General features: G+C 69.7%; 28 protein-coding genes. 14 read left to right on the top strand and 14 right to left on the bottom strand.

The features are described from left to right. Window positions 1-130: 130 nt before the first annotated feature. Window positions 131-1,057 carry a heme o synthase gene (locus P5G46_RS00180; RefSeq protein ID WP_239276822.1) on the top strand — a complete coding sequence of 309 codons (927 nt, stop codon included), beginning with the start codon at window positions 131-133 and terminating at the stop codon, window positions 1,055-1,057. Window positions 1,058-1,123: 66 nt separating this feature from the next. On the opposite strand, the gene P5G46_RS00185 is transcribed toward P5G46_RS00180, so the two are convergent. Together P5G46_RS00185 and P5G46_RS00190 are read right to left on the bottom strand one after the other, a co-directional pair. Next, window positions 1,124-1,606 carry a dinucleotide-utilizing enzyme gene (locus tag P5G46_RS00185; RefSeq protein ID WP_239276823.1) on the bottom strand — a complete coding sequence of 161 codons (483 nt, stop codon included), beginning with the start codon at window positions 1,604-1,606 and terminating at the stop codon, window positions 1,124-1,126. Between the two features lie 112 nt (window positions 1,607-1,718). After that, window positions 1,719-2,687 (bottom strand): COX15/CtaA family protein, encoded by a 969-nt coding sequence (locus P5G46_RS00190; protein ID WP_239276824.1) that lies wholly within the window; start codon window positions 2,685-2,687, stop codon window positions 1,719-1,721. Window positions 2,688-2,940: 253 nt separating this feature from the next. Between P5G46_RS00190 and sufB the strand changes: the two genes are divergently transcribed. The 7 genes from sufB to P5G46_RS00225 all read left to right on the top strand — a co-directional run bounded on the left by sufB (window position 2,941) and on the right by P5G46_RS00225 (window position 9,350). After that, window positions 2,941-4,359, top strand: coding sequence for a Fe-S cluster assembly protein SufB (gene sufB / locus P5G46_RS00195; RefSeq protein WP_228164089.1), 1,419 nt, complete (start codon window positions 2,941-2,943; stop codon window positions 4,357-4,359). Continuing rightward, window positions 4,359-5,552 carry a Fe-S cluster assembly protein SufD gene (gene sufD / locus P5G46_RS00200; RefSeq protein WP_408904700.1) on the top strand — a complete coding sequence of 398 codons (1,194 nt, stop codon included), beginning with the start codon at window positions 4,359-4,361 and terminating at the stop codon, window positions 5,550-5,552. Before sufB ends, sufD begins: the two co-directional genes overlap by 1 nt. Continuing rightward, window positions 5,549-5,878 carry a non-heme iron oxygenase ferredoxin subunit gene (locus P5G46_RS00205; RefSeq protein ID WP_239276826.1) on the top strand — a complete coding sequence of 110 codons (330 nt, stop codon included), beginning with the start codon at window positions 5,549-5,551 and terminating at the stop codon, window positions 5,876-5,878. The genes sufD and P5G46_RS00205 overlap by 4 nt, the downstream gene beginning before the upstream one ends. A 48-nt stretch (window positions 5,879-5,926) precedes the next feature. Then, entirely contained in the window at window positions 5,927-6,697 is a 771-nt protein-coding gene (gene sufC / locus P5G46_RS00210; RefSeq protein WP_239276827.1) for a Fe-S cluster assembly ATPase SufC, read from the top strand. Between the two features lie 9 nt (window positions 6,698-6,706). Then, on the top strand, window positions 6,707-7,036 hold the full coding sequence (locus P5G46_RS00215) for a metal-sulfur cluster assembly factor (RefSeq protein ID WP_013586729.1): 330 nt from the start codon (window positions 6,707-6,709) through the stop codon (window positions 7,034-7,036). Between the two features lie 160 nt (window positions 7,037-7,196). Then, complete coding sequence (locus tag P5G46_RS00220) at window positions 7,197-8,354, top strand: MalY/PatB family protein (RefSeq protein WP_239276828.1); 1,158 nt, start codon at window positions 7,197-7,199, stop codon at window positions 8,352-8,354. 66 nt (window positions 8,355-8,420) lie between these two features. Beyond that, a complete protein-coding gene (locus P5G46_RS00225) occupies window positions 8,421-9,350 on the top strand; it encodes a siderophore-interacting protein (RefSeq protein ID WP_408904701.1) in 930 nt (309 codons plus the stop codon). 62 nt (window positions 9,351-9,412) lie between these two features. On the opposite strand, the gene P5G46_RS00230 is transcribed toward P5G46_RS00225, so the two are convergent. From P5G46_RS00230 to P5G46_RS00245, 4 genes are read right to left on the bottom strand one after another with little or no spacing between them, the layout of a single operon-like run. Next, window positions 9,413-10,237, bottom strand: a complete 825-nt coding sequence (locus P5G46_RS00230) for an ABC transporter ATP-binding protein (RefSeq protein WP_239276830.1) — start codon at window positions 10,235-10,237, stop codon at window positions 9,413-9,415. Beyond that, window positions 10,234-11,292 carry a FecCD family ABC transporter permease gene (locus P5G46_RS00235; protein WP_239276831.1) on the bottom strand — a complete coding sequence of 353 codons (1,059 nt, stop codon included), beginning with the start codon at window positions 11,290-11,292 and terminating at the stop codon, window positions 10,234-10,236. The genes P5G46_RS00230 and P5G46_RS00235 overlap by 4 nt, the downstream gene beginning before the upstream one ends. Further along, window positions 11,289-12,335, bottom strand: coding sequence for a FecCD family ABC transporter permease (locus tag P5G46_RS00240; RefSeq protein WP_239276832.1), 1,047 nt, complete (start codon window positions 12,333-12,335; stop codon window positions 11,289-11,291). Before P5G46_RS00240 ends, P5G46_RS00235 begins: the two co-directional genes overlap by 4 nt. Window positions 12,336-12,360: 25 nt before the next feature. After that, window positions 12,361-13,395, bottom strand: a complete 1,035-nt coding sequence (locus P5G46_RS00245; protein ID WP_239276833.1) for an iron-siderophore ABC transporter substrate-binding protein — start codon at window positions 13,393-13,395, stop codon at window positions 12,361-12,363. A 247-nt stretch (window positions 13,396-13,642) separates the two neighbouring features. Between P5G46_RS00245 and P5G46_RS00250 the strand changes: the two genes are divergently transcribed. Further along, window positions 13,643-15,241, top strand: a complete 1,599-nt coding sequence (locus tag P5G46_RS00250) for an ABC-F family ATP-binding cassette domain-containing protein (protein ID WP_239276834.1) — start codon at window positions 13,643-13,645, stop codon at window positions 15,239-15,241. Window positions 15,242-15,438: 197 nt separating this feature from the next. On the opposite strand, the gene P5G46_RS00255 is transcribed toward P5G46_RS00250, so the two are convergent. The 4 genes from P5G46_RS00255 to P5G46_RS00270 are packed head-to-tail and all read right to left on the bottom strand — an operon-like array spanning window position 15,439 to window position 17,554. Further along, entirely contained in the window at window positions 15,439-16,302 is an 864-nt protein-coding gene (locus tag P5G46_RS00255) for an SURF1 family cytochrome oxidase biogenesis protein (RefSeq protein WP_239276840.1), read from the bottom strand. An 11-nt stretch (window positions 16,303-16,313) separates the two neighbouring features. Further along, entirely contained in the window at window positions 16,314-16,520 is a 207-nt protein-coding gene (locus P5G46_RS00260) for a hypothetical protein (protein WP_239276835.1), read from the bottom strand. Beyond that, window positions 16,517-16,885, bottom strand: coding sequence for a DUF3099 domain-containing protein (locus tag P5G46_RS00265; protein ID WP_239276836.1), 369 nt, complete (start codon window positions 16,883-16,885; stop codon window positions 16,517-16,519). The genes P5G46_RS00260 and P5G46_RS00265 overlap by 4 nt, the downstream gene beginning before the upstream one ends. Before the next feature lie 42 nt (window positions 16,886-16,927). Next, window positions 16,928-17,554 (bottom strand): DUF4190 domain-containing protein, encoded by a 627-nt coding sequence (locus P5G46_RS00270; RefSeq protein WP_408904702.1) that lies wholly within the window; start codon window positions 17,552-17,554, stop codon window positions 16,928-16,930. A gap of 135 nt (window positions 17,555-17,689) precedes the next feature. On the opposite strand from P5G46_RS00270, the gene fabG reads away from it, so the two are divergent. Further along, entirely contained in the window at window positions 17,690-18,400 is a 711-nt protein-coding gene (gene fabG, locus P5G46_RS00275) for a 3-oxoacyl-ACP reductase FabG (RefSeq protein ID WP_239277302.1), read from the top strand. A 15-nt stretch (window positions 18,401-18,415) separates the two neighbouring features. Here the strand turns inward: fabG and P5G46_RS00280 are convergent, their stop codons facing one another. Further along, the gene (locus P5G46_RS00280; protein WP_408904703.1) at window positions 18,416-19,087 is read right to left on the bottom strand and encodes an alpha/beta fold hydrolase; all 672 of its coding nucleotides are present in this window, start codon (window positions 19,085-19,087) and stop codon (window positions 18,416-18,418) included. 45 nt (window positions 19,088-19,132) lie between these two features. After that, window positions 19,133-19,774 (bottom strand): phosphoserine phosphatase SerB, encoded by a 642-nt coding sequence (gene serB, locus P5G46_RS00285; protein ID WP_408904704.1) that lies wholly within the window; start codon window positions 19,772-19,774, stop codon window positions 19,133-19,135. Window positions 19,775-19,873: 99 nt separating this feature from the next. Between serB and P5G46_RS00290 the strand changes: the two genes are divergently transcribed. Next, entirely contained in the window at window positions 19,874-20,335 is a 462-nt protein-coding gene (locus P5G46_RS00290) for an S-ribosylhomocysteine lyase (RefSeq protein WP_408904705.1), read from the top strand. A 65-nt stretch (window positions 20,336-20,400) separates the two neighbouring features. Here P5G46_RS00290 and glgC read toward each other — a convergent pair whose 3' ends face one another. Then, window positions 20,401-21,645, bottom strand: coding sequence for a glucose-1-phosphate adenylyltransferase (glgC, locus tag P5G46_RS00295; RefSeq protein WP_239277298.1), 1,245 nt, complete (start codon window positions 21,643-21,645; stop codon window positions 20,401-20,403). A 76-nt stretch (window positions 21,646-21,721) separates the two neighbouring features. On the opposite strand from glgC, the gene glgA reads away from it, so the two are divergent. The 3 genes from glgA to P5G46_RS00310 all read left to right on the top strand — a co-directional run bounded on the left by glgA (window position 21,722) and on the right by P5G46_RS00310 (window position 24,194). Beyond that, window positions 21,722-22,912, top strand: a complete 1,191-nt coding sequence (gene glgA, locus P5G46_RS00300; RefSeq protein WP_408904706.1) for a glycogen synthase — start codon at window positions 21,722-21,724, stop codon at window positions 22,910-22,912. 110 nt (window positions 22,913-23,022) lie between these two features. Then, the gene (locus P5G46_RS00305; protein ID WP_408904707.1) at window positions 23,023-23,808 is read left to right on the top strand and encodes an ABC transporter ATP-binding protein; all 786 of its coding nucleotides are present in this window, start codon (window positions 23,023-23,025) and stop codon (window positions 23,806-23,808) included. A 134-nt stretch (window positions 23,809-23,942) separates the two neighbouring features. Then, entirely contained in the window at window positions 23,943-24,194 is a 252-nt protein-coding gene (locus P5G46_RS00310; RefSeq protein WP_239277295.1) for a type B 50S ribosomal protein L31, read from the top strand. Window positions 24,195-24,407: 213 nt separating this feature from the next. Here P5G46_RS00310 and P5G46_RS00315 read toward each other — a convergent pair whose 3' ends face one another. Then, window positions 24,408-24,950, bottom strand: coding sequence for a GNAT family N-acetyltransferase (locus tag P5G46_RS00315; protein WP_408904708.1), 543 nt, complete (start codon window positions 24,948-24,950; stop codon window positions 24,408-24,410). Window positions 24,951-25,149: the final 199 nt, after the last annotated feature.

Here is a 25,149-nt window from a genome sequence, read left to right on the forward strand (position 1 = left end):
CGCACGTATCGCCAGCATAGCGAGAACGCCGAGGCGCACGGCATCCTGTGACGGGGGTCGACAGGCGGCCGGTCGTATGTACGCGATGCCATAGAATCGTGGGGATACTCACGCTCTACCCCGGGGGACGATGGACATCTCGACGACGTCGCACGTCACTGCGACGACCGATCGCCGCTCCGTCGGACGCACCCTTCGCGCTTATGTCGCGCTGACGAAGCCCCGCGTTCTCGAGCTCCTGCTCGTCACGACCGTGCCGGTGATGATCCTCGCCGCCCGCGGACTCCCCGACATCTGGCTCATCTTCGCGACCGTCATCGGCGGCTCGCTGAGCGCGGGGTCGGCGGCGGCGTTCAACATGTACCTCGACCGCGACATCGACGCCCACATGCAGCGCACCGAGAACCGGCCGCTCGTGACCGGCGAGGTGTCGCCGCGCGGTGCCCTCACGTTCGCGTGGACCCTCGCCATCGTGTCCACGGTCTGGTTGTGGGCGTTCACCAACCCGCTCGCGGCGGCGCTGTCGGCGGGCGCGATCTTCTTCTACGTCGTCATCTACACGATGATCCTCAAGCGTCGCACCGAGCAGAACATCGTGTGGGGCGGTATCGCGGGCTGCTTCCCCGTCTTGATCGGGTGGTCCGCGGTGACCGGCTCGCTCTCGTGGGCGCCGTTCATCCTGTTCGCGCTGGTGTTCCTGTGGACGCCCCCGCACTACTGGCCGCTGTCGATGAAGTACGCGGACCAGTACGACGAGGTCGACGTCCCCATGCTCGGCGCCACCCGCAGCGGCTCTCAGGTGGGTCTCCAGGTCATTTTGTACGCGTGGGCAACGGTCGCGTGCTCGCTCCTGCTGATCCCCGTGGCATCCATGGGCGTCGTCTACACCGTGTCCGCCCTGGTGTTCGGCGGTTGGTTCATCTACGAGTCGCACCGTCTTTACGCGCGTGCGGTGCAGGGGGACGAGTCGCGTCCGATGCGTGTCTTCCACGCCTCGATCACGTACCTCACCCTGGTCTTCGTCGCGATCGCGGTCGACCCGCTGCTGCCGTTCTGATCACCGAGACATGAAGAACCGCCCGCCCCGGTCATCGGGGCGGGCGGTTCTTCGTGTCGCGCGCGGTCAGCGGCGCGTCGAGTCCTCGTCGGCGTCACGCGACGCGGTGGCCTGCGGGGGAGCGGGCGTGTCGGACGTGGTCTCGATGTCCGCGTCCTCCAGGACGAGCGGAGTCGCGGGAGCGGCCGACGCGGCCGCGGGGTTCGCCGGTGCGGTGGCGAAGGCCGCCTCGGGGGCGCTCTCGTCGTCGCTGCTCCAGTCGATCGTCTCGACCGACACATCCGGGCGGTGCCGGGTGGAGACCACGGCGGCGACCGCCAGAGTCGCGAGGATGCCGATCACGCCGGCGCTCAGGAGCGCGGCACCGAGGATCGCCCACGACTGAGCGACGTAGACCGTCACGACGGTGGCGTTCGGGTCGTTGAGCACGGCCTGCATCGCGTCGATCTGACGCAGGACGATGACGAGTCCGCCGAACACTGCGGCCAGAGAAAGGACCAGGAGCGCCCAGAAGGGCACGCTGGTCAGCAGGCGGGGGCGGGTCTGCATGGAATGAACTCCTTCGATTCCGGGCACGGTCGGCACCGGAGGGTCCACAGTCTCGCACCCGCCGGTGCATCGCCCCTGGGCGCTCGATGAATCGCCTATGAAGGCGCTAAGGTCAGCGCCGCACGGCCTCGACGACATCGCGCTCGGCCGGGCGGACGACCGCGAGGGGAGCCTTCAGCCGCAGCACCACGACCGTCATCGCCGCGGCGGTGAGGGCCGCGAGCACCATGTGGACGCCGACCGCCAGCTCGGGCAGGCCGTTGCGGGCCTGATACAGCCCGACCGCGATCTGCACGAGCTCGACAGCGAGGAGCGCGGTCGCCCACCGGCGCACGGCGAGGCGCTGACGCCACGCGAGCACGACGATCACGAGAGTGAGCACGAACAGCGCGTACCCCGGCCACGCGTGCACGTGCTCGAGGACCTCGGCATCGAAGCCGTTGCGCTGTACGGCGGCGGCGTCACCCGAGTGCGGCCCCGCGCCGGTGGTGAGAACGCCGAAGACGATGGTCAGCGCCAAGACAGCGGTCGTGGCGTGCACGAGGCCCGCGAACCAGGTCGGCACGACGCGCTCGCGCGGACCCGCCGGGAGGTACATGAGGGTGAGGAACGCCGCGCACACGGTGACGAGCACGACCGAAGCGAGGTAGTGGAAGCCGACGATGAACGGGTTCAGGCCTGTCAGTACGGTGATCCCGCCGACGACGGCCTGCGCGACGATGCCCCCGAGCACGACGAGCGCGAGCACGAACATCGTGCGGCGCTCGCGCCGCAGACGCCACATGAGCACCACGACCGCGAGGGCCAGGATGCCGACGACCCCCGTCAGCGTGCGGTTACCGAACTCGATGATTCCGTGGATTCCCATCTCGGGGGTGTTCACGAGCGAGTCGGGCGTGCAGCGCGGCCACGTCGGGCAGCCGAGCCCCGAGCCGGTGAGGCGGACGGCGCCGCCGGTGCCGATGATGAGCACTTCCGCGAGGAAGGACAGCCAGGCGAACACCCGCAGGCGACGATCGACGTGGGCGGGAAGCCAGTCGACGACGCGTCGCAGGACGCGGGGGGACGAAGAGGGGGACATGCGCGCAGCCTCCTGGCGGCGGGCTCTCGGGCCGCGGCGGCGGGTCTGCGCCGTGCCGGGAGCGGGTGTTGCCTGTAGAATCGAAGGGTCTTCTGGTGCAGCGCTCGCGCGTTCTGCACCCTTGACATTCTAGGCGCGAAGCCAGCGCCTTCGAGCGGGCCCACCAGCGACGTTCCTGAGACTCCGACCGGAGTCCGACGGGGAATGTCGGGGCGGATGACACCGTTGAGGCCCGAGAAGGAGAGTGACCACCATGACCGATGTGCTCATCGACCGTCCCGAACTCGAGGGACTGGGGGTGTACGAATTCGGCTGGCACGACACCGATGCCGCCGGCGCCGTCGCCCAGCGAGGAATCAACGAAGACGTCGTGCGCGGTATCTCCGCGCTGAAGTCCGAGCCCGAATGGATGCTGAAGACCCGTCTGAAGGGGTATCAGCTCTTCGGCCGCAAGCCCATGCCGACGTGGGGCGCCGATCTCTCCGAGATCGACTTCGACAACATCAAGTACTTCGTGCGCTCCACCGAGAAGCAGGCGCAGACGTGGGAAGACCTCCCCGAGGAGATCCGCAACACGTACGAGAAGCTCGGCATCCCCGAGGCCGAGCGTCAGCGCCTCGTCGCGGGCGTCGCTGCGCAGTACGAGTCCGAGGTCGTGTACCACCAGATCCGTGAGGACCTGGAGGAGCAGGGTGTCATCTTCATGGACACCGACACGGCTCTGCGCGAGCACCCCGAGTTCTTCGAGGAGTACTTCGGCACCGTCATCCCGGCGGGCGACAACAAGTTCGCCGCGCTGAACACCGCCGTCTGGTCGGGCGGCTCGTTCGTCTACGTCCCCAAGGGCGTGCACGTCGAGATCCCGCTCCAGGCGTACTTCCGCATCAACACCGAGAACATGGGTCAGTTCGAGCGGACCCTGATCATCGCCGACGAAGACAGCTACGTGCACTACATAGAGGGCTGCACGGCCCCGATCTACAAGAGCGACTCGCTGCACTCGGCCGTCGTCGAGATCATCGTGAAGAAGAACGCTCGCGTGCGCTACACGACGATCCAGAACTGGTCGAACAACGTCTACAACCTCGTCACCAAGCGCGCCGTCGCCCACGAGGGCGCGACCATGGAGTGGGTCGACGGCAACATCGGCTCCAAGGTGACGATGAAGTATCCGTCCATCTACCTCATGGGCGAGCACGCCAAGGGGGAGACGCTCTCCGTCGCCTTCGCGGGCCCCGGTCAGCACCAGGACGCCGGCGCCAAGATGATCCACATGGCGCCGTACACGCAGTCCTCGATCGTGTCGAAGTCCATCGCCCGCGGCGGCGGTCGCGCCGGTTACCGCGGCGAGGTGCGGGTGGATGCCAATGCGCACCACTCCGCCAACACCGTGCGCTGCGACGCGCTCCTGGTCGACACGATCTCCCGCTCGGACACGTATCCCGCGATCGACATCCGCGTCGACGACGTGCAACTCGGTCACGAGGCCACGGTCTCGAAGGTCAGCGAGGAGCAGCTGTTCTACCTGCAGTCCCGCGGTCTCCCCGAGGACGAAGCGATGGCGATGATCGTGCGCGGGTTCATCGAACCGATCGCCCGCGAGCTGCCCATGGAGTACGCGCTCGAACTGAACAAGCTCATCGAGATGGGCATGGAAGGATCCGTCGGCTGATGACGACAGCGACCCAGACCCCCGCCGGTGCCGCGGAGGGTCACATCGACCCTGCCGCCCTGGTGGCATCCGTTGTTCCCGTGCAGACCCGGTCGGAGCGTCCGACCTCGTTCGACCCGAGCGACTTCGGTGCCCCCACCGGCCGCGAGGTCAACTGGAAGCTGACCCCCATCGACCGGCTGGCTCCGTTGTTCGTCGACCAGGCCGGCGCCGAGGGCGTCATGCGGGTCGAGGTCTCGGCACCCGACGCGGTCGAGCAGCTGCGGCTCGCTCCCGACAGCGCTCCGCGCGGCGAGCACTTCCGCCCGGAGGACGTGACGGCGGCTCTGGCCTGGGTGCACGAGCCCGAGGCGCCGCTGCTGCGCATCCCGGCGAACGTCGAGCTCGACGAGCCGGTCGTCGTGCGGCTGACCGGTACCGGTGGGCTCGCACACGCGCACGTGGTCATCGAAGCGCAGCCGAACTCGCGCGGCACGGTGGTGCTGCGTCACGAGGGAACCGCGCAGCACGCGCAGAACGTCGAGATCCTGGTGCGCGACGGCGCCGACCTCACGGTCGTCTCCGTGCAGAAGTGGGACGACGACGCGATCCACGCCTCCTCGCATCAGGCGCGGGTCGACCGTGACGCCAAGCTCACGCACGTCGTCGTGAGCTTCGGGGGCGGCGTCGTGCGCGTGAACCCGTCGGTCGAGCTCTCGGGCGCCGGCAGCGAGGGACGGCTCTACGGCCTGTCGTTCTCGGACGCCGGCCAGCACCTCGAGTCGCAGGTGTACCTGCACCACAAGGGTCCGCACACCGTCGGCGACGTCCTGTACAAGGGCGCGCTGCAGGGCGCCAGCGCGCGGAGCGTCTGGATCGGCGACGTCCTCATCGGACCGGATGCCACCGGCACCGACTCGTACGAGGCCAACCGCAACCTCGTCCTCACCGACGGCGCGCGCGCCGACTCGATCCCGAACCTCGAGATCGAGACCGGCGACATCCAGGGCGCCGGCCACGCCAGCGCCACCGGACGCTTCGACGACGAGCAGCTGTTCTACCTGCAGGCGCGCGGTATCGCCGAGGACGAGGCTCGGCGCCTGGTCGTGCTCGGCTTCCTCAGCGAGATCGTCCAGCGCATCGGCATCCCCGAGCTCGAGACCGAGCTCATCGAGGCCATCGAGCGCGAGCTGGCCGAAGGCGCGGCGGCGTGAGCGCGTCGCGCGTGTGCGGGCTCAGTGAGCTCGTGCAGGACGAGGCCCGCCGGGTCGAGGTCGATGGCGTCGCCATCGCGGTCGTGCTCGACGGCAACGGTGAGGTCCACGCGATCGGCGACGTGTGCACCCACGGCGACATCTCGCTCTCGGACGGTTTCGTCGAGGGCGAGACGCTGGAGTGCTGGGCGCACGGCTCGGCTTTCTCGCTGAAGACCGGTCGCCCCCTCAATCTCCCGGCCTTCGAGCCGGTCCCCGTGTACGAGGTCGTGATCGACGGCGACGACGTGCTCATCGACCCTGCCGTCACCAAGGCGTCGGCCTGACGGCCCGCGCCCCCTTTCGACTCCCCGAACTACCGAGTAAGGAACACCATGTCTGTCCTCGAGATCCGCGACCTCCACGTGACGGTCGAGACGGATGCCGGCACGACCCCGATCCTCAACGGTGTGACGCTGACGCTGCGCACCGGCGAGACCCACGCCATCATGGGCCCCAACGGCTCCGGCAAGTCGACCCTGGCGTACACCATCGCCGGTCACCCCAAGTACACCGTCACGAGCGGCTCGATCACGCTCGACGGTGAGGACGTCCTCGAGATGAGCGTCGACGAGCGCGCCCGTGCGGGTCTGTTCCTCGCGATGCAGTACCCCGTCGAGATCCCCGGTGTCACGGTGACCAACTTCCTCCGCACCGCCAAGACGGCGATCGACGGCGAAGCGCCGGCGATCCGGTCGTGGACCAAGGACGTCAAGGGCGCCATGGAGAACCTGCGCATGGACGCGAAGTTCGCCCAGCGCAACGTCAACGAAGGCTTCTCGGGCGGCGAGAAGAAGCGTCACGAGATCCTGCAGCTGGAGCTGCTCAAGCCGAAGATCGCCGTGCTCGACGAGACCGACTCCGGCCTGGATGTCGACGCCCTCAAGATCGTCTCCGAGGGCGTGAACCGCGCCAAGGAGCAGACCGACCTCGGTGTGCTGCTCATCACGCACTACACGCGAATCCTGCGCTACATCCGCCCGGACTACGTTCACGTCGTCGTCAAGGGCCGCATCGTCGAAGAGGGCGGGCCGGAGCTCGCCGACCGACTCGAGGAAGAGGGCTACGACCGCTTCCTCGAGGCCGGTACTCCGATCGACGCGTAGGATCGTTACATGACCGCAACCCTCGCTCCCGAGAAATACGACGAGGTCACCGAGGCCCTCAAGGACGTCATGGACCCCGAACTGGGGATCAATGTCGTCGACCTGGGCCTGATCTACGACCTCGCGTGGGACGACGAGAACGACGCTCTCGTCATCCACATGACGCTGACGTCGGCGGGCTGCCCTCTCACCGACGTGCTGGAGGAGCAGACCGCGCAGGCTCTCGACAACGTGGTGGACCGGTTCCGCATCAACTGGGTGTGGATGCCGCCGTGGGGTCCCGAGCGCATCACCGATGACGGTCGCGACATGATGCGCGCCCTCGGCTTCGCGATCTGACGACGCGGCGCTTCTCCGCAGCGAAGGGTCCGAACCCCATCGGCTGGTGGAGCACGCTGTCCGAGAGCCCTGGCAATGCCGGGGCTCTCGTCGTGTTCGGGATGACGTGGTGTAACACCGGCCACGGGGGGAGGCGCGGGCGATTCGCTAGCCTCGGAGCATGAGCGTCGCCCCTCTTCGTGCCCTTCCGCTCGAACGTCTACGCGAGCGCTCGAGCTCGAAGTGGCGGACGTATCCCGAGGACGTGCTGCCCCTGTTCGTCGCCGAGACCGATTTCCCCCTCGCACCCGCCATCTCTCGCGAGCTTGCGAGCCTGGTGGAGCGCGGGGACACCGGGTACACACCGCCCGACCCGGGTCTTGCGCGCGCCTACGCGGCATTCGCCGAGCGCCGTTTCGGATGGACGGTGGACCCGGCACGTGTGCGGAGCACGTGCGACGTGATGATGGGGATCGTCGAGGTTCTGCGCGCGTCGATCGCGCCGGGCGACCGCGTCGTCGTCACGCCGCCGGTGTATCCGCCCTTCTACGACTGCATCCCCGAGGCCGGCGGAGTGGTCGAGAGGGTGCCGCTGCGCGACACCGGGGACGGGTGGGCGCTCGACCTCGACGCGATCGCTGCCGCCCTGGCATCCGGAGCCCGCGCCGTGCTGCTGTGCAACCCGCACAATCCCACCGGAACCGCTCACTCCCGCGCCGCCCTCGCGCGTCTCGCCGAGATCGCCGACCGGCACGGGGCTGTCGTTCTCAGCGATGAGATCCACGCGCCTCTCGTCCATCCCGGCGCCACCTTCACGCCGTTCCTGGCGGCTTCGGACCTCGCGGCGCGCGTGGGCTTCGCGTTCGTCAGCGCGAGCAAGGCCTTCAACCTCGCGGGCCTCAAGTGCGCTCTCATGGTCACGGCGTCGGACGAGCGCACGGCCGTGGTGGCGGGGCTCCCCGCCGAGGTGGAGTGGCGGACCGGATTGTTCGGTGCGCGCGCCGCGGTGGCGGCGTTCGCCCTCGAGAGCGACGTCTGGCTGGATGGGCTGCGCGCGGCGCTGGACGAGAACAGACACCTCCTGGCGGGTCTCCTCGCCGATCATCTGCCGCTCGCGCGATATCGGGTCCCGGATGCCGGATTCCTCGCGTGGGTGGACCTCTCGGCCTACGGCTGGGGTGACAACCCGGCGACCAAGATCCGGCGAGAGGCGAAGGTCGCGTTCCACCTCGGCCCGTACTTCGGCGTCGAGGGCGCCGGGCACGTCCGCATCAACTTCGGCTGCTCTCCCGAGGTGCTGCGCGAGGCCATCGAGCGTACGGCGACCCTCACCGGGTAGTTCGGTGACGAGACTTCCCCCGCCCCGGGCGTGGCATCCGAGGATAGGTAAGGATATCCTTATCGGGTGAAGACAGCCACGGGTCCCGCCTACCGCCCGTACGTCGCCGTGGTCAAGAGCGCGCGGCTGCTGTCACCGCACTTCGCCCGCATCACGCTCACGTCGCCCGACTTCGACGTCTTCGGGGTGGACCGTCGAGACCAGCGCGTGAAGATCGTGCTGCCTGGGCCCGACGGCCGACTGTGCGACATCGGACAGGCCGACCCCGAGGCGATCGACAACGGCGAGTGGTACGCGCGCTGGCGTGACCTTCCCGATGCGGAGCGGATGCCGTTCCGCACGTACACCGTGCGCCGCATCGACCCGGAGGCTCTCGAGCTCGACATCGACTTCGTCCTCCACCACGATGCCGGACCGGCGGGCAGCTGGGCCGAAACCGCGGCGGTGGGCGATCGCCTCATCGTCGTCGGACCTGACGCGCGCAGCCCCGAATCCGCGCAGGGCATCGACTTCCACCCGGGCACGGCTCGGCGCATCCTCCTCGCCGGCGACGAGACCGCGGCCCCGGCGATCTGCGCGGTGCTGGAAGGACTCGGTCCGGGCGTCGAGGCCGAGGCGTTCATCGAGGTTCCCTCGGTCGACGATGCGCTGCCGCTCACCGCGGCGCGCGGGCGCGTGCGCTGGCTCGCTCGCGACGAGCGCCCGCATGGCGAGGCCCTCATCGAGGCCATCGAGGCGTGGACCGCGGTGTCCGGAGAACTGCTCGCACGGGCGGCAGCACCCCGCCCGCAGGCGCTGGAAGACATCGACGTCGATGTCGACCTGCTGTGGGACAGCCCCGACGACGGCGAGGGCGAGTTCTACGCCTGGATCGCGGGCGAGTCGCAGACGGTCAAGGTGCTGCGCCGGCTCCTCGTCCAGGGCTGCGGCGTCGACCGCAAGCGTGTCGCGTTCATGGGGTACTGGCGCGCCGGTCAGGTGGAGCGCACGGGCTGAGCGCTTCCCGACCGGAGCGGTGAGCCCGGTCGGAAGGGTGACGCGCCCGGAGGGCGCGCTCCTCAGCGAACCACGGGGGTGGTCTCGCTCACGGTGTGGTGCCGCCCCAGGGGGATCACCATCGGGCGCCCGGTCAGCGGATCGGGGACGACACGGCTGTCGAGACCGAAGACCTCGCGCACCGTGTCCTCGGTGAGCACGTCGCCCGGGTCTCCGGCGGCGATCACCCGTCCGGCCGACATGGCGACGAGGTGGTCGGCGTACCGCGCGGCCAGATTGAGGTCGTGCAGCACCATGACCACGGTCGTCCCGCGGTGGCGGTTCAGGTCGGTGAGCAGATCGAGCACGTCGATCTGATGGCTGATGTCGAGGAACGTCGTGGGTTCGTCCAGCAGCAGGATGTCGGTCTCCTGTGCGAGGGCCATCGCGATCCACACGCGCTGACGCTGCCCCCCGCTGAGTTCGTCGACGTGCCGGTCGGCCAGGTGCGTGGTGTCGGTGGCATCCAAGGCGCGAGCGACGGCCTCGTCGTCGGCGCGGGTCCACCGCGACAGTGCGCCCTGGTGGGGGTGGCGTCCCCGGCTCACCAGGTCGGAGACGGCGATGCCGTCGGGTGCGAGCGGCGATTGGGGGAGAAGGCCCAGGATGCGAGCGACCTGCTTGGTGGGCAGCCGGTGGATCGCCTTGCCGTCGAGCAGCACTTCGCCGCGCGCGGGGCTCAGCAGCCGCGCCATCGCCTTCAGCAGCGTCGACTTTCCGCACGCGTTGGCGCCGACGATGGTGGTGACGCGGCCCGGGGGGACGTCGAGGGTCAAAGACTCCACGATCGTGCGATCGCCGTAGCCCAGGGTGACCCCCTCGGCCCGCAGGGTGCGCTCGGTGGTCATAGCGTGGTTCCTCCGGATCGACTGCTGCGGACGAGCAGGTAGATGAGATAGGGAGCGCCCAGGACGCCGGTGATCACGCCGACGGGGAGACGCGTGCCGAACGCGTACTGGGCGCAGAAGTCGGCGATGAGGACGAGGAGGGCGCCGACGAGCCCGGCGGGGAGCACGGGCGACCCGACGGGGCCGAGGATGCGGACCGCGATCGGGCCGGCGAGGAACGAGACGAAAGCGATCGGCCCGGCCGCCGCGGTGCCGAAGGCGAGAAGGCCCACGGCCGCGACGATGAGCAGCAGTCGGCTGCGTTCGACAGGGAGGCCGACGGCGGCGGCGGTGTCGTCGCCCATGCGCAGGATCTCCAGACGCCGGGCGAGGATCAGGAGCACCGGGCCCAGGATCGCCACGGCGCCGAGGACGGGGAGGGCCCGGTTCCATGTCGCATCATTGAGGTTTCCGGTGATCCAGCGCATGGCGGCGGGAAGATCCCATTCGGCGGCGCGCGAGATCACGTAGGACACGACCGCCTGGCACATCGCGGCGACGCCGATGCCGACGAGGATGAGGCGGGCGCCGGAGCCGCCCTTGCGGTAGGCGAGCAGGTAGATGGACAGGGCCGCGCCCAGGGCGGCGACCATCGCGAGGAACGACACGGCGGTCTCGCTGAGGCCGAGGACGACGATGCCGATGACCGCGGCCGCACTGGCGCCGGTGTTGATGCCGATGACGTCCGGGCTGGCCAGGGCGTTGCGGAGCATGGTCTGGAACACGACGCCGCCCATGCCGAAACACAGGCCCGTGAGAAGACCCGTGAGGGCACGCGGCAGCCGCAGTTCTCCCACCGTGAAGGAGGCGCCCGGGACCGTCTGCCCCGTCAGCACCCCGAGGACCTCGGCGGGGGAGTAGGAGGTCTGACCGAGCATGAGGGAGAGCGCGAAGACCACGATGAGGAGGACGGCCAGGATGCCGGTCACCAGCGTCCAGCGACGGCGACGCCGACGCCGACCGGCGGCGACCGCGTTCAGCGCGGCGGGGGCGGGGGGAGCCAGCACGGTGGTCACAGGGCCCTCATCTTCTGACGGCGGACGAGGGCGATGAAGAAGGGGGCGCCGATGAGGGCCGTGATGATTCCGACCTCGATCTCCTCGGGGCGCGCGACGATGCGGCCGAGGACGTCGGCGAGGGTCAGGAGCACGGCGCCGCCCAGCGCCGAGACGGGGAGGAGCCAGCGGTGGTCGACGCCGACGACGAGGCGGATCATGTGCGGGACGACGAGGCCGATGAAGCCGATCGGACCGGCGACGGCGGTCGCGGCTCCGCAGAGGATCACCGCACCGGCTGAGGACAGCAGGCGAGCGGTGCGAACGCGCGCCCCGAGGCCCGCGGCCAGCTCGTCGCCCAGAGCCAGGGTGTTCAGCGCCGATGCGCTCGCGAAGCAGACCACGAATCCGACGAGGAGGAAGGGGAGCACCTGCAGGATCGTCTCGGGCGTCGCGCCGCCGACGCCGCCGATCTGCCAGAAGCGGAACACGTTCATCACGTTGATGCGCGGCAGGAGGATGGCGCTGACGAGCGAGCTGAAGGCGACGGCGGTCACAGCCCCGGCGAGGGCCAACCGCAGCGGCGTCGGGCCGCCGCGTCCGAGCGAACCGATCGCGTATACCAGCACCGCGGCCGCACCCGCGCCGAGCAAGCCCACCCAGATGTAGGCCGACGCCGTGCTCAGCCCGAAGAAGGCGATGCCGGTGACGATCGCGAGCGAGGCGCCGCCGTTGATCCCGAGGATCTGAGGGTCGGCGAGAGGATTGCGGGTGGCGCCCTGGAGGACCGCGCCCGCGACCGCGAGCGCGGCGCCGACGAGCATCGCGAGGATGGTTCGAGGCACACGCTTGCCCACGGCGGCCGCAGAGGCGGTGTCGGTCGACCCGCCGAGCCCGGCCCAGATGTCGGCGGGGGCGACGTCTCGGGCTCCGAACGTCACCGAGAGCACGGCGACGATGACGAGTGCCGTCACCAGGACGGCGACGCCGACGACCCGGCGCCGCCCCCAACGACGCGGACGCGCGTCGCCGGGGGCGGTCGGGGTCGGGGCGAGAACGGTCATCGCGCCGAGCTGTCGGGAAGCGACATCAGGAGCCGGCCTTCTCGGCGGCCGCGCCGACGAGACCGATGTACTCGTCGCCGAAGGTCGTGCCGATCGAGAGGGGGCTCGGGTTGCCCGCGGCGGCGATCGAGGTGTTGTCGGGCAGCATCACGACCGCACCCGAGGCGATGGCCGGGATGCGCGACCACAGCGGGTCGGCCTGCAGCTGCGCGAGGGTCTTCTCGTCGCCGTAGCTGACGACGACGGAGACGTCCGAGAAGTTCTCGATGTTCTCGGTGCTCTGGGTGAACCAGAACGTGTCGCTGTCGGCGCTCGAGGTCTCGACGGCCTTCGCCGGGGTCATGCCGAGTTCGCTGAGGTACAGGGCGCGGGGGTCCTTCAGCGAGTAGTAGCCCACGGTGCTGAGGTCGGTGGGGTCGAGGTAGGTGAACAGCGTGGCCTTGCCGCTGATCGCGGGGTACTTCGCGGCCTCGTCGGTGACGTGCTTCTCCAGGTCGGCGACCAGCGTCTCGGCTTCGCTCTCGAGGCCCAGGGCCTTGGCATCCGTCAGCGTCATCTCCTGCCAAGACGTGCCCCAGGCGATGTCGGGGTAGGCCACGACGGGCGCGATCTTGCTCAGGGTCTCGTACTCCTCTTCCGTCATGCCGGAGTAGGCGCCGAGGATGACGTCGGGGCGGGCGTCGGCGATGGCTTCGTAGTCGAAGCCGTTCGTCTCGTCCATGAGCGTGGGCGTCTCAACGCCGAGCTCGTCGAGCTTGTCCTTGACCCACGGGAGCATGCCGTCGCCGTCCTCGTCGCCCCACGTGACCTTCGGCATCGCCACGGGCACGACACCGAGCGCGAGGGCCGCTTCCTGGTTGCCCCAGCTAACGGCGACGACGCGCTCGGGCTCCGCCGGGATCGTCGTCTCGCCGAAGGCGTGCTCGATCGTGACGGGGAACTCGCCGTCGGACGAGGGAGAGGCATCCTGGGCGCCGGGCGTGGCGGCGGTGCCGGCGCAGCCGGTCAGGACGAGGGCCGTGGTGGCGGCGAGCGCTGCCAACGCGCGGAAACGGGACACAGAAGACCTCCTGCGGGTTAGGTAAGGATAGGCTTAGTTTAGATCACGCGGAACGGGTGACCGCAAACCCGATGCCCTTTCCCTCCGCGGATTGTCTCGACCGTGGGGTATCGCCCGAGCGACGCGAGCCGGATGCCGTCTCCCGCGCGGATCCGCTCGACGGTGGTGTGTTCTCCGGTCGACGTATACTGGGTGGCTGGCCATCATCGGCCGCTCCTCCCTTTCCTCTAGCGAATGGACGTCTGCTGTGCTCGCCGTGCACGATCTCGAGATCCGCGTCGGCGCGCGCGTGCTGATGTCGGAGGTGTCGTTCCGCGTCTCGGACGGCGACAAGATCGGGCTGGTCGGTCGCAACGGCGCCGGAAAGACCACGCTCACCAAGGTGCTCGCCGGTGATCTGCTGCCCTCCGCCGGAGGCGTCGACCGCAGCGGAGAGCTCGGATACCTCCCGCAGGATCCCCGTTCGGGCGATCCCGAGATGCTCGCGCGCACCCGCATCCTCGACGCCCGCGGACTCGGCACCCTCGCGCTGGGCATGCAGGAGGCGTCGCTCGCGATGGGCAGCGACGATGCCGCGGTCGCGGCCAAGGCGATGAAGAAGTACGCCAACCTCACCGAGCGGTTCGAGGCGCAGGGCGGCTACGCGGCCGAGGCCGAGGCGGCATCCATCGCCCATAACCTGTCGCTTCCCGACCGGATCCTCGACCAGCCGCTGAAGACGCTCTCAGGCGGCCAGCGCCGCCGCATCGAGTTGGCGCGCATCCTGTTCTCCGACGCGCAGACGATGATCCTCGACGAGCCGACCAACCACCTCGACGCCGACAGCGTCGTGTGGCTGCGCGAGTTCCTGAAGGGATACAAGGGCGGGCTCATCGTGATCTCGCACGACGTCGAGCTCGTGGGCGAGACGGTGAACCGCGTGTTCTACCTGGATGCCAATCGCCAGGTCATCGACGTCTACAACATGAACTGGAAGAACTACCTGCGCCAGCGGGTGGCCGACGAGGAGCGCCGCAAGAAGGAGCGCGCCAACGTCGAGAAGAAGGCCACCGCGCTGCAGCAGCAGGCCGCGCGCTTCGGCGCCAAGGCGTCGAAGGCCGCCGCCGCGCACCAAATGGTGGCGCGCGCCGAGAAGATGCTCAAGGGTCTGGATGACGTGCGTCAGGACGAGCGGGTCGCCAAACTCCGGTTCCCCAAGCCGGCGCCGTGCGGCAAGACCCCGCTCATGGCATCGGGCCTTTCCAAGTCCTACGGCTCGCTTGAGATCTTCACCGACGTGGACCTCGCGATCGACCGGGGATCGCGCGTGGTCATCCTCGGACTCAACGGTGCGGGAAAGACGACCCTCCTGCGCATCCTCGCGGGCGTCGACAAGCCCGACACCGGCCAGCTCGAGCCCGGCCACGGCCTGAAGATCGGTTACTACGCCCAGGAGCACGAGAACCTCGACGTGAATCGGTCGGTGCTCGACAACATGATGTCGGCGGCCCCCGACATCACCGCGACCGAGGCCCGCAAGGTCCTGGGCTCGTTCCTGTTCGTGGGCGACGACGTCCTCAAGCCCGCCGGTGTCCTCTCCGGCGGCGAGAAGACACGCCTGTCGCTCGCGACGCTCGTGGTCTCCTCGGCGAACATGCTGTTGCTCGATGAGCCGACGAATAACCTCGACCCCGCGTCGCGCGAGGAGATCCTCGGCGCTCTCGCGCACTACGAGGGCGCCGTCGTGCTGGTCTCGCACGATGAAGGGGCCGTCGAGGCGCTCAACCCCGAACGCGTCCTCATCCTGCCGGACGGTGTCGAAGACATCTGGGGCCGCGACTACGCGGACCTGGTGACGCTGGCCTGACCCGGGCACGCGCACACGTTTCCGCGCACGCTCGCGTCGGTTCGCCCGGTCGCGCGGACGGCCTCCGCGCTGACCGCGGCTTGCCGACTTCGGCAGGCGGGAGCCCCTGCGCTCGATCTTCGGACCTCCGCGCCTGACCGCGGCTCGCCGACTTCGGCAAGCGGGAGCCCCTGCGCTCGATCTTCGGGCCTCCGCCGTCAGCGGGCGTCCAGCAGCGCGTCCTCGTCGGCGCCGTCCCGGTCGCGGGGACGCTTACGGGAACGGTGGGCGGTGATGGGGTCGAGCTTGGTCCGTGTGGGCGCGGGCGGGTCTTCGCCGCGCTCGCGGGCCTCCTCGATCTCTTCGCGCCGGATGCGACGCTCGCTGACGATGACGTAGGTGAGAAAGCCGAAGCCCATGACGGCGAAAAGGATCCACTGGATCGCGTACGACAGGTGCGGCCCGGGGTCTTCGCTGGGCGGGTCGATGGGCAGGGGCGCCTGCGCGGGTGCGGGATTCTCGGACACCAGGAGGCCGTACGCGCCCTGTTCGAGAGGTCCGGTCTGCTCCGCGACGAGGCCGAGATTGATGGTCGGCACCTGCCCCGCCTCGGCGGTGCGCCCGGATGCCGGTACCGGCTCGCCGGGGCGCAGGCGCACCACCACTTCCACCGGTCCGCTCGGCGCCGCCGGAATGGCATCCGGTTCTGGCTGGCGATCGCCGGGAGGCAGCCACCCGCGGTCCACGAGCAGAATCCGGCCGTCGTCGAGACGGAACGGGACGAGAACCTCGTACGCCGCCGATCCGCCGTGGGCGCGGTTGCGCACCAAGAGCTGCTTCTCGGACTCGTATTGGCCGGTCATGCGGACCGGGCGCCACTCATCTCCCGGCGCGAGGTCGGCGTCGGGAGCGAGGAGATCGCCCAGCGCGACCGGTGGCGCGTCGTAGTTGCCGGCGACCAGCTGGAGCTGCTCGGATCGCTCGGCGTTCCGAGCGAACTGCCAGTTCGACAGGAACCCGCACGCGATGGCGAACAGGATCGCGACGCCGACATACGTCGCCCACCGCGCTGCGGCGGGCATCGTGCGCGCGCTCACGCCGGATCTCCTTCGAGAGCGGTGACGGTCACGGGGAAATCCCGAGCGCGCAGGAAATCGCGCAGGTACCCGACGTGTTCGTCGCAGGCCACCCAGGTCTTGCGACGGTCCACCGCGTGGATGCGCGGGTTACGCCACCGGATGGCCCACGCGGCCTGTGCGCGACAGCCGGCGCGGGAACACGTGACGGTCTCGTCGATCACGACCGGTCGTCGCGCGGCTGCTCGAGGCGCGGGGTCTCGGCGATGCGGATCACCGTCGGGGCGTCGGGGGCGGCCGCCGCGGGCGCGGGCTGCGCCGCCTCGATCATGCGTTCCGGGTTCACGGCACTCGAGACCTCGGCATCCTGCCCGACGTTCGCGACGATGACCGCGAGGTAGGGAAGGAAGATCGCCCCGGCGGCGAAGACGAAGGTGTACCACCCGTAGGGCGTCACCACCGCCATCGCGATGAAGCACGCGATGCGGATCCCCATCATCACCATGTACTTGGCGAAACGAGATCCGGCGTCCTCCCGCGGAGCCTGCGGGAGCGACGTCGCTGACTGGGCGCGGGGCGATGTCTTCACGGTGAACCCAGGGTACGCCCGTCGCCATGGGGTGGGATCCGATTAGGCGCCGTATCGAGATGAGTTGCTCGCCGCGATGCCCAGCCCGATGAACAGCACGATGAGGAACAGCACCATCACGCCGATGCCGACCCAGCCGACGATCGTGCCGGCCAGCGCCATGCCGCGACCCTTCTCGCCCGTTCGCTTGATCTGCGCGAGCGAGATGTGCCCCGTGATGACACCGGCGATCGGCCCAATGACGGGAACGATCCAGAGGAACCCCGCGATGGATGCCACGAGCGAGATGATCGCGAGCACGTTCGTGCGCACCGCCGTCCCGTAGCCACCGCTGCTGTAGCCACCCGCGCCGTAGGCCGAGTCGGCGGGAGCGCCGTAGGCTGGGGCGCCGTAGTTCGGGGCCGCGGGGGCGGGGGCGCCGTAGGCGGGCGGTGTGGGGGCGGGAGCGCCGTAGGTCGGGGCGGAGGGGGCGCCGTACGCCGGCGGTGCGCCGGGAGCGGGTGCCGGGGGAGCCGGCGGCGCGGGGGGAGCGGAGTGGTCCGTGGCGTGGGGCGGTGCGGCAGCGGCGGGGGTTCCGGCGTCGGCGGGTGCCGTCGGGGCCTCGGGCGCTCCCGGAGCGGCGGGCGTTGCGTCCTCGCTGCGGGGGGCAGGGTTCTGGTCGTCGCTCACGGTCGTCCCTTTCGTCGGTGCTGTCCCTCAGATTTTCAGCGTGGCCGGGGCCGTGTCAAACGTCCCCGCACCGGGTCATGCGGCGGCGATCGGTAGGCTGGGCCGGTTCCGTCCCTCGCATCGCAGGAGTCTCACATGTCTCAGGACCGCGTCGTCGTCGTCACCGGAGGAAACCGCGGCATCGGCCGCGCCATCGCGGAACGCTTCGTCGCCGAGGGGTGGCGCGTGGCCGTCACCGCGCGCTCGGGCGAAGGTCCGGCGGGGACGCTCACGGTGCGCGCCGATGTCACGGATGCCGCGGCGGTGGACGCGGCGTTCACGCAGATCGAGGCGGAGCTCGGACCGATCGCCGTGGTCGTGGCCAACGCGGGCATCACCAAGGACACGCTGCTGCTGCGGATGAGCGAGGACGATTTCGACAGCGTGGTGTCGACGAACCTCGGCGGCGCATTCCGCGTCGTCAAGCGTGCGTCCAAGGGCATGCTCAAGGCGCGCTGGGGGCGCGTGATCCTCATCTCGAGTGTCGTGGGTCTCTACGGCTCGGCGGGCCAGATCAACTACGCCGCGTCCAAGAGCGCACTGGTGGGTTTCGCCCGCTCGCTGACCCGCGAGCTGGGGGGTCGCGGCATCACGGCGAACGTGGTGGCTCCCGGCTTCATCGAGACCGACATGACGGCGGAACTGCCCGCCGACACCCAGGCGGAGTACAAGAAGAACATCCCGGCCGGTCGGTTCGCCTCGGCCGACGAGGTCGCCGGTGTCGTCACCTGGCTCGCCGGGGACGACGCCGCCTACATCTCGGGGGCCGTCATCCCCGTCGACGGCGGTCTGGGCATGGGGCACTGACGCAGCGCGACGGCCTCAGCGCACCACCTTCTGCAGCGTCCGCGCGAAAGAGTCGGGCTGCGAGAACTGCGGCCAGTGGCCGGAACCGAGCGTGACGACCTCGCTGTCGCGGATCGCGCCGAACTCGTCTGCCCAGGCACCCCACTCCGCCAACGCCGCGGTGACGGCTTCCGCATCGAGCTGGCCCGAGAGCACCGTGACGGGGATGCCGTGGCGTCGGTCGTCCGACAGGGCGAGCGCATCGGTCGGGACCGCTCCCGGTACATCGACGGCGCGCGCGGCGACCCGCTGCCGCGTCGCGTCGTCGAGGTCGGCGACGTCGGGCTCGTCGAAGAACTCCCACCCGGGGAAGGGAACGACTCCGTCTCGGACGGGGAACTCCGAGATTATGGCGCCGGGCGGCGGGGGCATCGTGTCGACGAAGACGACCCGGTGGACGCGATCGGGCCGCGCGTCGGCGGCACCCCAGACGACGTTGCCGCCACCGGAGTGACCCACGAGCACAACGGGTTCTTCCGCGGCGTCGATCTCGGCGACGACCGCCGAGACCCAGTCGCCGATGCGCGCCTCGGGAGCGGAGGGAAGGGTCAGCGGGTGCACGCGGTGCCCCGCATCGGTGAGAGCAGGAGTCACGGCATCCCACGACGATGCATCGAGCCACAGGCCCGGAACCAGAATCACGTCCATGTGGCCACTGTAGGCAGCCCCTCCGACATCCGGGAGGGGTGTTCGTCAGCGGGGGAGCAGAGCGACGACGTCGGCGAGATCGACGCGTCCCATGACGAGGTCGGCGTTCGCGCGGACGGCGGGCTTGGCGTTGAAGGCGAGCCCGAGACCGGCGACCTCCATCATGCGCAGGTCGTTCGCCCCGTCACCAATCGCGAAGGTCAGCGACCGCGGCACGCCGTGCTCGGAGGCCCAACGCAGGAGAGTGTCGGCCTTCGCGGCGGCATCCACGATCGGTCCATCGACCTCGCCGGTGAGCGCGTCGTCGGCGACGGCGAGACGATTGGCTCTCCACATGTCGATGCCCAGGTCGGGGGCGACGGTGTCGAGCACCTCGTGGAACCCGCCCGAGACGACTCCGACGCGCCCGCCGCGGTCGTGGACGGCGTCGATGAGCGCGCGCACGCCCGGTGTCGGCTCGATGCGCGCGACGGCTCGGGCGAACGCGGTGACGGGAACACCCGCCAGGGCCGCGACGCGCGACCGCAGGCTCGCGGCGAAGTCGATGTCGCCGCGCATGGCGGCTTCCGTCGCCGCGGCCACTTCGGGTCCGCGACCGGCCTCGTCCGCGAGGAGCTCGATCACCTCATTGCGGATCAGGGTGGAATCGGCGTCGAGGACGACAAGGAAACGAGCGGGGTCCGGCACGGCCTCGACCCTAGCGCGTCACCGGAGGACGCACGCGACGCGGAGGCGTGAGCGCGCGCGTAGGCTCGGATCGTCCCGTCCGCCGCCGAAAGGATCCCCATGGCCGACGTCGAGAGCTTCACGCTCGACCACACCGCCGTCCTCGCCCCCTACATCCGCCTCATCGGCACCGAGTCCGGGCCGCGCGGAGATGTCATCTCGAACTTCGACGTGCGTCTGGTGCAGCCGAACGAGGGGGAGATCCCCACGGCGGGCATCCACACGATCGAGCATCTGCTCGCAAGCCTGCTGCGCGACAGCATCGACGGTGTCATCGACATCTCGCCGTTCGGATGCCACCTCATCATGTGGGGCGAGCCCGACCTGAGTGACGTGGTCGCCGCCGTCAGCGATTCGCTGCGCGCTATCGCGGAAGAGGTGGAGTGGGAGGACGTTCCGGGAACGGACGCGTTCAGCTGCGGCAACTACCGCGACCACAGTCTTCACACGGCGCGCGAATGGTCGAAGGCCGTGCTCGCCCAGGGCATCAGCCGCGACGCGTTCGCCCGGGTCGGCGTCTGACGTCGGCCGGCGAAAGCGGAAGGGGCGGTGACCGACATGGTCACCGCCCCTTCCGGCATCCGGGATCAGGCGTCGACGCGGACGTCCTTGCCCACCACGGTGATGCCCGTCTCGGTGACGGTGAACCCGCGCGCGAGGTCGCGCTCGCGGTCGACGCCGATCGTCGCCCCGGGTGCCAGAGTGACGTTCTTGTCAAGGATCGCGCGGTGGATGCGTGCTCCCGCACCGACCTGGACGCCGTCGAACAGCACGGAGTCCGTGATCGTCGAGCCGCCGCCGGCCAGCGCCCAGGGGCCCACGACGCTGCGTTCGAGGTGCGTGCCGGACAGGACCGATCCGAGCGAGACGATCGAGTCGATCGCGTTGCCGATACGGCCGACGGAGTCGCGCACGAACTTCGCCGGCGGGGCGTTAAAGGTCTGGGAGAAGATCGGCCAGTCGTCGTTGTACAGGTTGAAGATCGGCAGGGTCGAGATCAGGTCCATGTGCGCGTCGTAGAACGACTCGATCGTGCCGACATCACGCCAGTAGGACCGGTCGCGCGGTGTCGAACCGGGCACGTCGTTGCGCTGGAAGTCGTACACCGCCGCCTCGCCCCGATTGACGAAGTACGGCACGATGTCGCCGCCCATGTCGTGCGCGGAGGTGGGCAGTTCACCGTCGTGCGTGACCGCCTCGACGAGCGCGTCGGCGTCGAAGATGTAGTTGCCCATGGAGGCGAGCACCTCGTGCGGGGCGTCGGAGAGCCCCGTGGGGTTCTGCGGCTTCTCGAGGAACTCGCGGATCATCGTCGGGTCGGCCGGATCGGTGTCGATCACGCCGAACTGGTTCGCGAGGGAGATGGGCTGACGGATGCCGGCGATCGTGGCCCGCGCGTCCGAGGCGATGTGCGCGTCGAGCATCTGCGCGAAGTCCATGCGGTAGACGTGGTCGGCGCCGATGACGACGACGATGTCCGGCTTCTCGTCGCGGATGAGGTTCATCGACTGCAGGATCGCGTCGGCCGAACCCGAGAACCATCGCTTGCCGAGCCGCTGCTGAGCGGGGACGGATGCCACGTACGAACCGAGCATGGGCGACATGCGCCACGTCTGAGAGATGTGGCGGTCGAGGCTGTGCGACTTGTACTGCGTCAACACCACGAGCTGACGCAATCCCGAGTTGATGAGGTTCGAGATCGCGAAGTCGATCAGGCGGTATTGGCCTCCGAAGGGGACGGCCGGTTTCGCTCGGTCGGCCGTCAGGGGCATGAGTCGCTTTCCCTCGCCGCCGGCGAGGATGATTCCGAAGACCTTCGGCGCTGCAGGCATGGCACCACCCTAGGGGGCGGGCGCGATCGCGGGAACCGGCGCGCGGCGGGGCTTGCGCTGCGCTACGGTTCGTCTCATGCGCGTCGACGTCGTCACCAAGGAGTACCCGCCGGAGATCTACGGGGGAGCCGGTGTCCACGCCACCGAGCTGGTGCGGGCGTTGCGCGCCGAGGGCACCGAGGTGCAGGTCCGTGCCTTCGGCGCACCCCGCGACGAGGCCGATACGACCTCCTATGCGGTGCCGGCCGAGCTCTCCTCCGCGAACGGCGCGATCCAGACGCTCGGAACCGACCTCGAGATCGTTTCCGACGTCGCCGGTGCCGACGTCGTCCACTCCCACACCTGGTACGCGAACTTCGCCGGGCATCTCGCCTCCCTGCTCCACGGCATCCCCCACGTGGTCACCGCGCACAGCCTGGAGCCGTTGCGCCCGTGGAAGGCCGAGCAGCTCGGTGGCGGATACGCCGTGTCCAGCTTCATCGAGAAGACCGCGTACGAGGGCGCCGCCGCCGTGGTCGCCGTGAGCGAGGGCATGCGTCAGGACATCCTGCGCAGCTACCCGTCACTGGACCCCGCCAAGGTGCGCGTGATCTACAACGGCATCGACACCGAGGCATGGCATCCGGTCGACGATCCCGACGTGCTCGCCCGCTTCGGCATCGATCCCGCGCGGCCCTCCGTGGTCTTCGTCGGGCGCATCACCCGTCAGAAGGGTCTGCCCTATCTGTTGCGCGCCGCGGAGCAGCTTCCCCCCGATGTGCAGCTCGTGCTCTGCGCGGGGGCGCCGGATACCCCGCAGATCCTCGCCGAAGTCGAAGACCTGGTGCGCGGGCTCCAGGCCACGCGCGACGGTGTCGTGTGGATCGACGAGCTGCTGCCGCGGCATGAGCTGTGCGCGATTCTGACGGCCGCCACCACGTTCGTGTGCCCGTCGGTGTACGAGCCGCTCGGCATCGTCAACCTCGAGGCCATGGCGTGCGGAGCCGCGGTCGTCGGCACCGCGACCGGCGGCATCCCGGAGGTCGTGGTCGATGGCGTCACCGGGCGCCTGGTGCCCATCGAGCAGGTGCAGGACGGCACCGGAACACCGGTCGATCCCGACCGCTTCGTCGACGACCTCGCCCGGGTGCTCACGGAGGTCGTGTCGGATGCCGCGCGCGCATCCGAGTACGGCGCGGCCGGCCGCAGGCGTGCGATCGAGGACTTCAGCTGGGCCGCGATCGCGCAGACCACAGCGGCGTTGTACGCGGAGATCGCCGGGAGGTAGGCGGGGCCCGTCCTCGCGCCGGCGCGGCGCCCGGGCGTCGTCCGCGGCGTCGGTCCACAGTCCGGGGTGGCGCGCCGATGCCAGGGGACTCTGCCCGTTAGGCTGGACGCATGCCGCAGGTTCTGGAGTTCTCCGACGTCGTCGTCCGCCGGAACGCCCGGGACATCGTGTCCCACCTCGACTGGAACGTCTCGGACGACGAACGCTGGGTGGTGCTCGGCCCCAACGGCGCCGGCAAGACCACGGTGCTCCAGCTCGCCGACACGCTCCTGCACCCGACGTCCGGATCGGTGACGATTCTCGGCGAGCGTCTCGGGCGCACCGACGTGTTCGAGCTGCGTCCGCGCATCGGCTTCGCCTCGTCCGCGATGGCGCGCCGCGTGCCGCCGGAAGAGACGGTTCTCGATGTCGTACTGACCGCCGCGTTCTCGGTCACCGGCCGTTGGCGCGAACAGTACGACGACATCGACGAACGCCGTGCGCTCCGGGTCCTCGCCGAGTGGCGCCTCGACCACCTCGCCGACCGCACCTTCGGCACGCTGTCGGACGGCGAGCAGAAGCGTGTGCAGATCGCCCGTGCGGTCATGACCGATCCCGAACTGCTTCTCCTCGACGAGCCCACGGCGAGCCTCGATCTCGGCGCGCGCGAAGAGCTCCTCGCGCTGCTCTCGGGCTACGCGCAGGCCCCGACCACTCCGGCCATGATCATGGTGACGCACCACGTGGAGGAGATCCCGGTCGGGTTCACTCACGTCCTGCTGCTGCGTGACGGCGAGGTCGTGGCAGCCGGGCCCCTGTCCGAGGCGCTCACGGCCGAGAACCTGAGCGCAACGTTCGGGGTCGACATCACCTTGACCCAGGATGCCGGGCGCTACGCGGCCCGTGCGTCGTCCTGAGCTCCGTTCAGCTTCGGACGGCCGGCGTCGTCGCGGGGCGAAGAGCCTGGTAGACTCGTCCTTTGGTGCCTCCGGCGCCGCAGACTTTGACCGTCCTGGCAGAATCCAGGGCACCACTTCTCAAAGGACCTCCCATGAAGACTGACATCCACCCGGACTACCGCGCCGTCGTGTTCCGCGACCTCGGCTCGGGCGAGACCTTCCTCACCCGCTCGACGGTGAGCAGCGACAAGACGATCGAGCTGGACGGCGTGGAGTACCCCGTCATCGACGTCGAGATCTCTTCGGCCTCGCACCCCTTCTACACGGGCAAGCAGCGCATCATGGACTCGGCCGGTCGCGTCGAGAAGTTCAACCAGCGCTTCAAGAACTTCGGCTCGCGCTGAGTTCACGCGGTTTCGTCGAGAGCCCTCGTCCTTCGGGACGGGGGCTCTCGTCGTTGCTGGAACGCCACCGTCGAGAAGAGGGAGCCCAGGTCCTCCTCGCGCATCGAGCGGTGGAGTCGGCTGGGCAGGGCGACGGTACGGGCGGGCGTCAGTTCCTGTCGGGCGTGAGCTCGGGGGCGGCGTTCGGCTGGCGGTGGCGGTCGGTTCCGGGCGTCAGCGCACCAGTCTGACCGTCCGCGGGATCGGCCCGAAGGAGGATTCGGTGCCGTCGGGGCGAAAGCCGTTTCGGCGGTAGAACGCGTGCGCGCGCGGGTTGTCGGCCGCCACCCAGAGCGAGGCCGGGCGGTCACCGAGGACCGCGTCGAGCAACGCCTGACCGGTGCCCGTTCCGTGGGCGTTCTCGAGAACGTAGATCATCGTGAGCTCTTCCGGGCGGGCGGCATCCGGTTCTGGCGTCGGGGCGGTGGACGCAAATCCGACGATTCCGGTGGTTCCCTCGGCGACGACGGTCTGTGAGGGATCTTCGCTCAGAGTCGTCCGCCACATCGTGATCCGCCCTTCGACGCGGAACCACGGGCTGTTGTCGGGGTCGTCGAAGAATCTCCCGTACGTCTCCCGCCAGGATGCCGCGTGCACGTGCGCGATACCTTCGGCGTCGGCGAGGCGAGCCGGTCGCACGAGGGGCGCGGCCGAGTCCGGCTGGGTGCGCAGAGGCGCGGGGAAGTCCCGCCGGGGTGCTTCTTGGGGGCGATCCATGACCAGAGGGTACGGGAGCGGGTACCCCGGCGGGCGTTCCCGCGCCCACGCGCTCGCACGAAGTCCCGCGGGACGCGCCCGCGCGCTCGCCCCCGCGCGCCGGCGCGAGGTCCCGCACGACGCGCCCGCGCGTCCTCGCACCCACGCACCTGCGCGCCCACGCACCTGCGCGCCCGCGCGAGGTCCCGCACGACGCACC

The sequence above is a fragment of the Microbacterium mcarthurae genome, from assembly GCF_046064585.1.
Classification (GTDB): Bacteria; Actinomycetota; Actinomycetes; order Actinomycetales; family Microbacteriaceae; genus Microbacterium; species Microbacterium mcarthurae.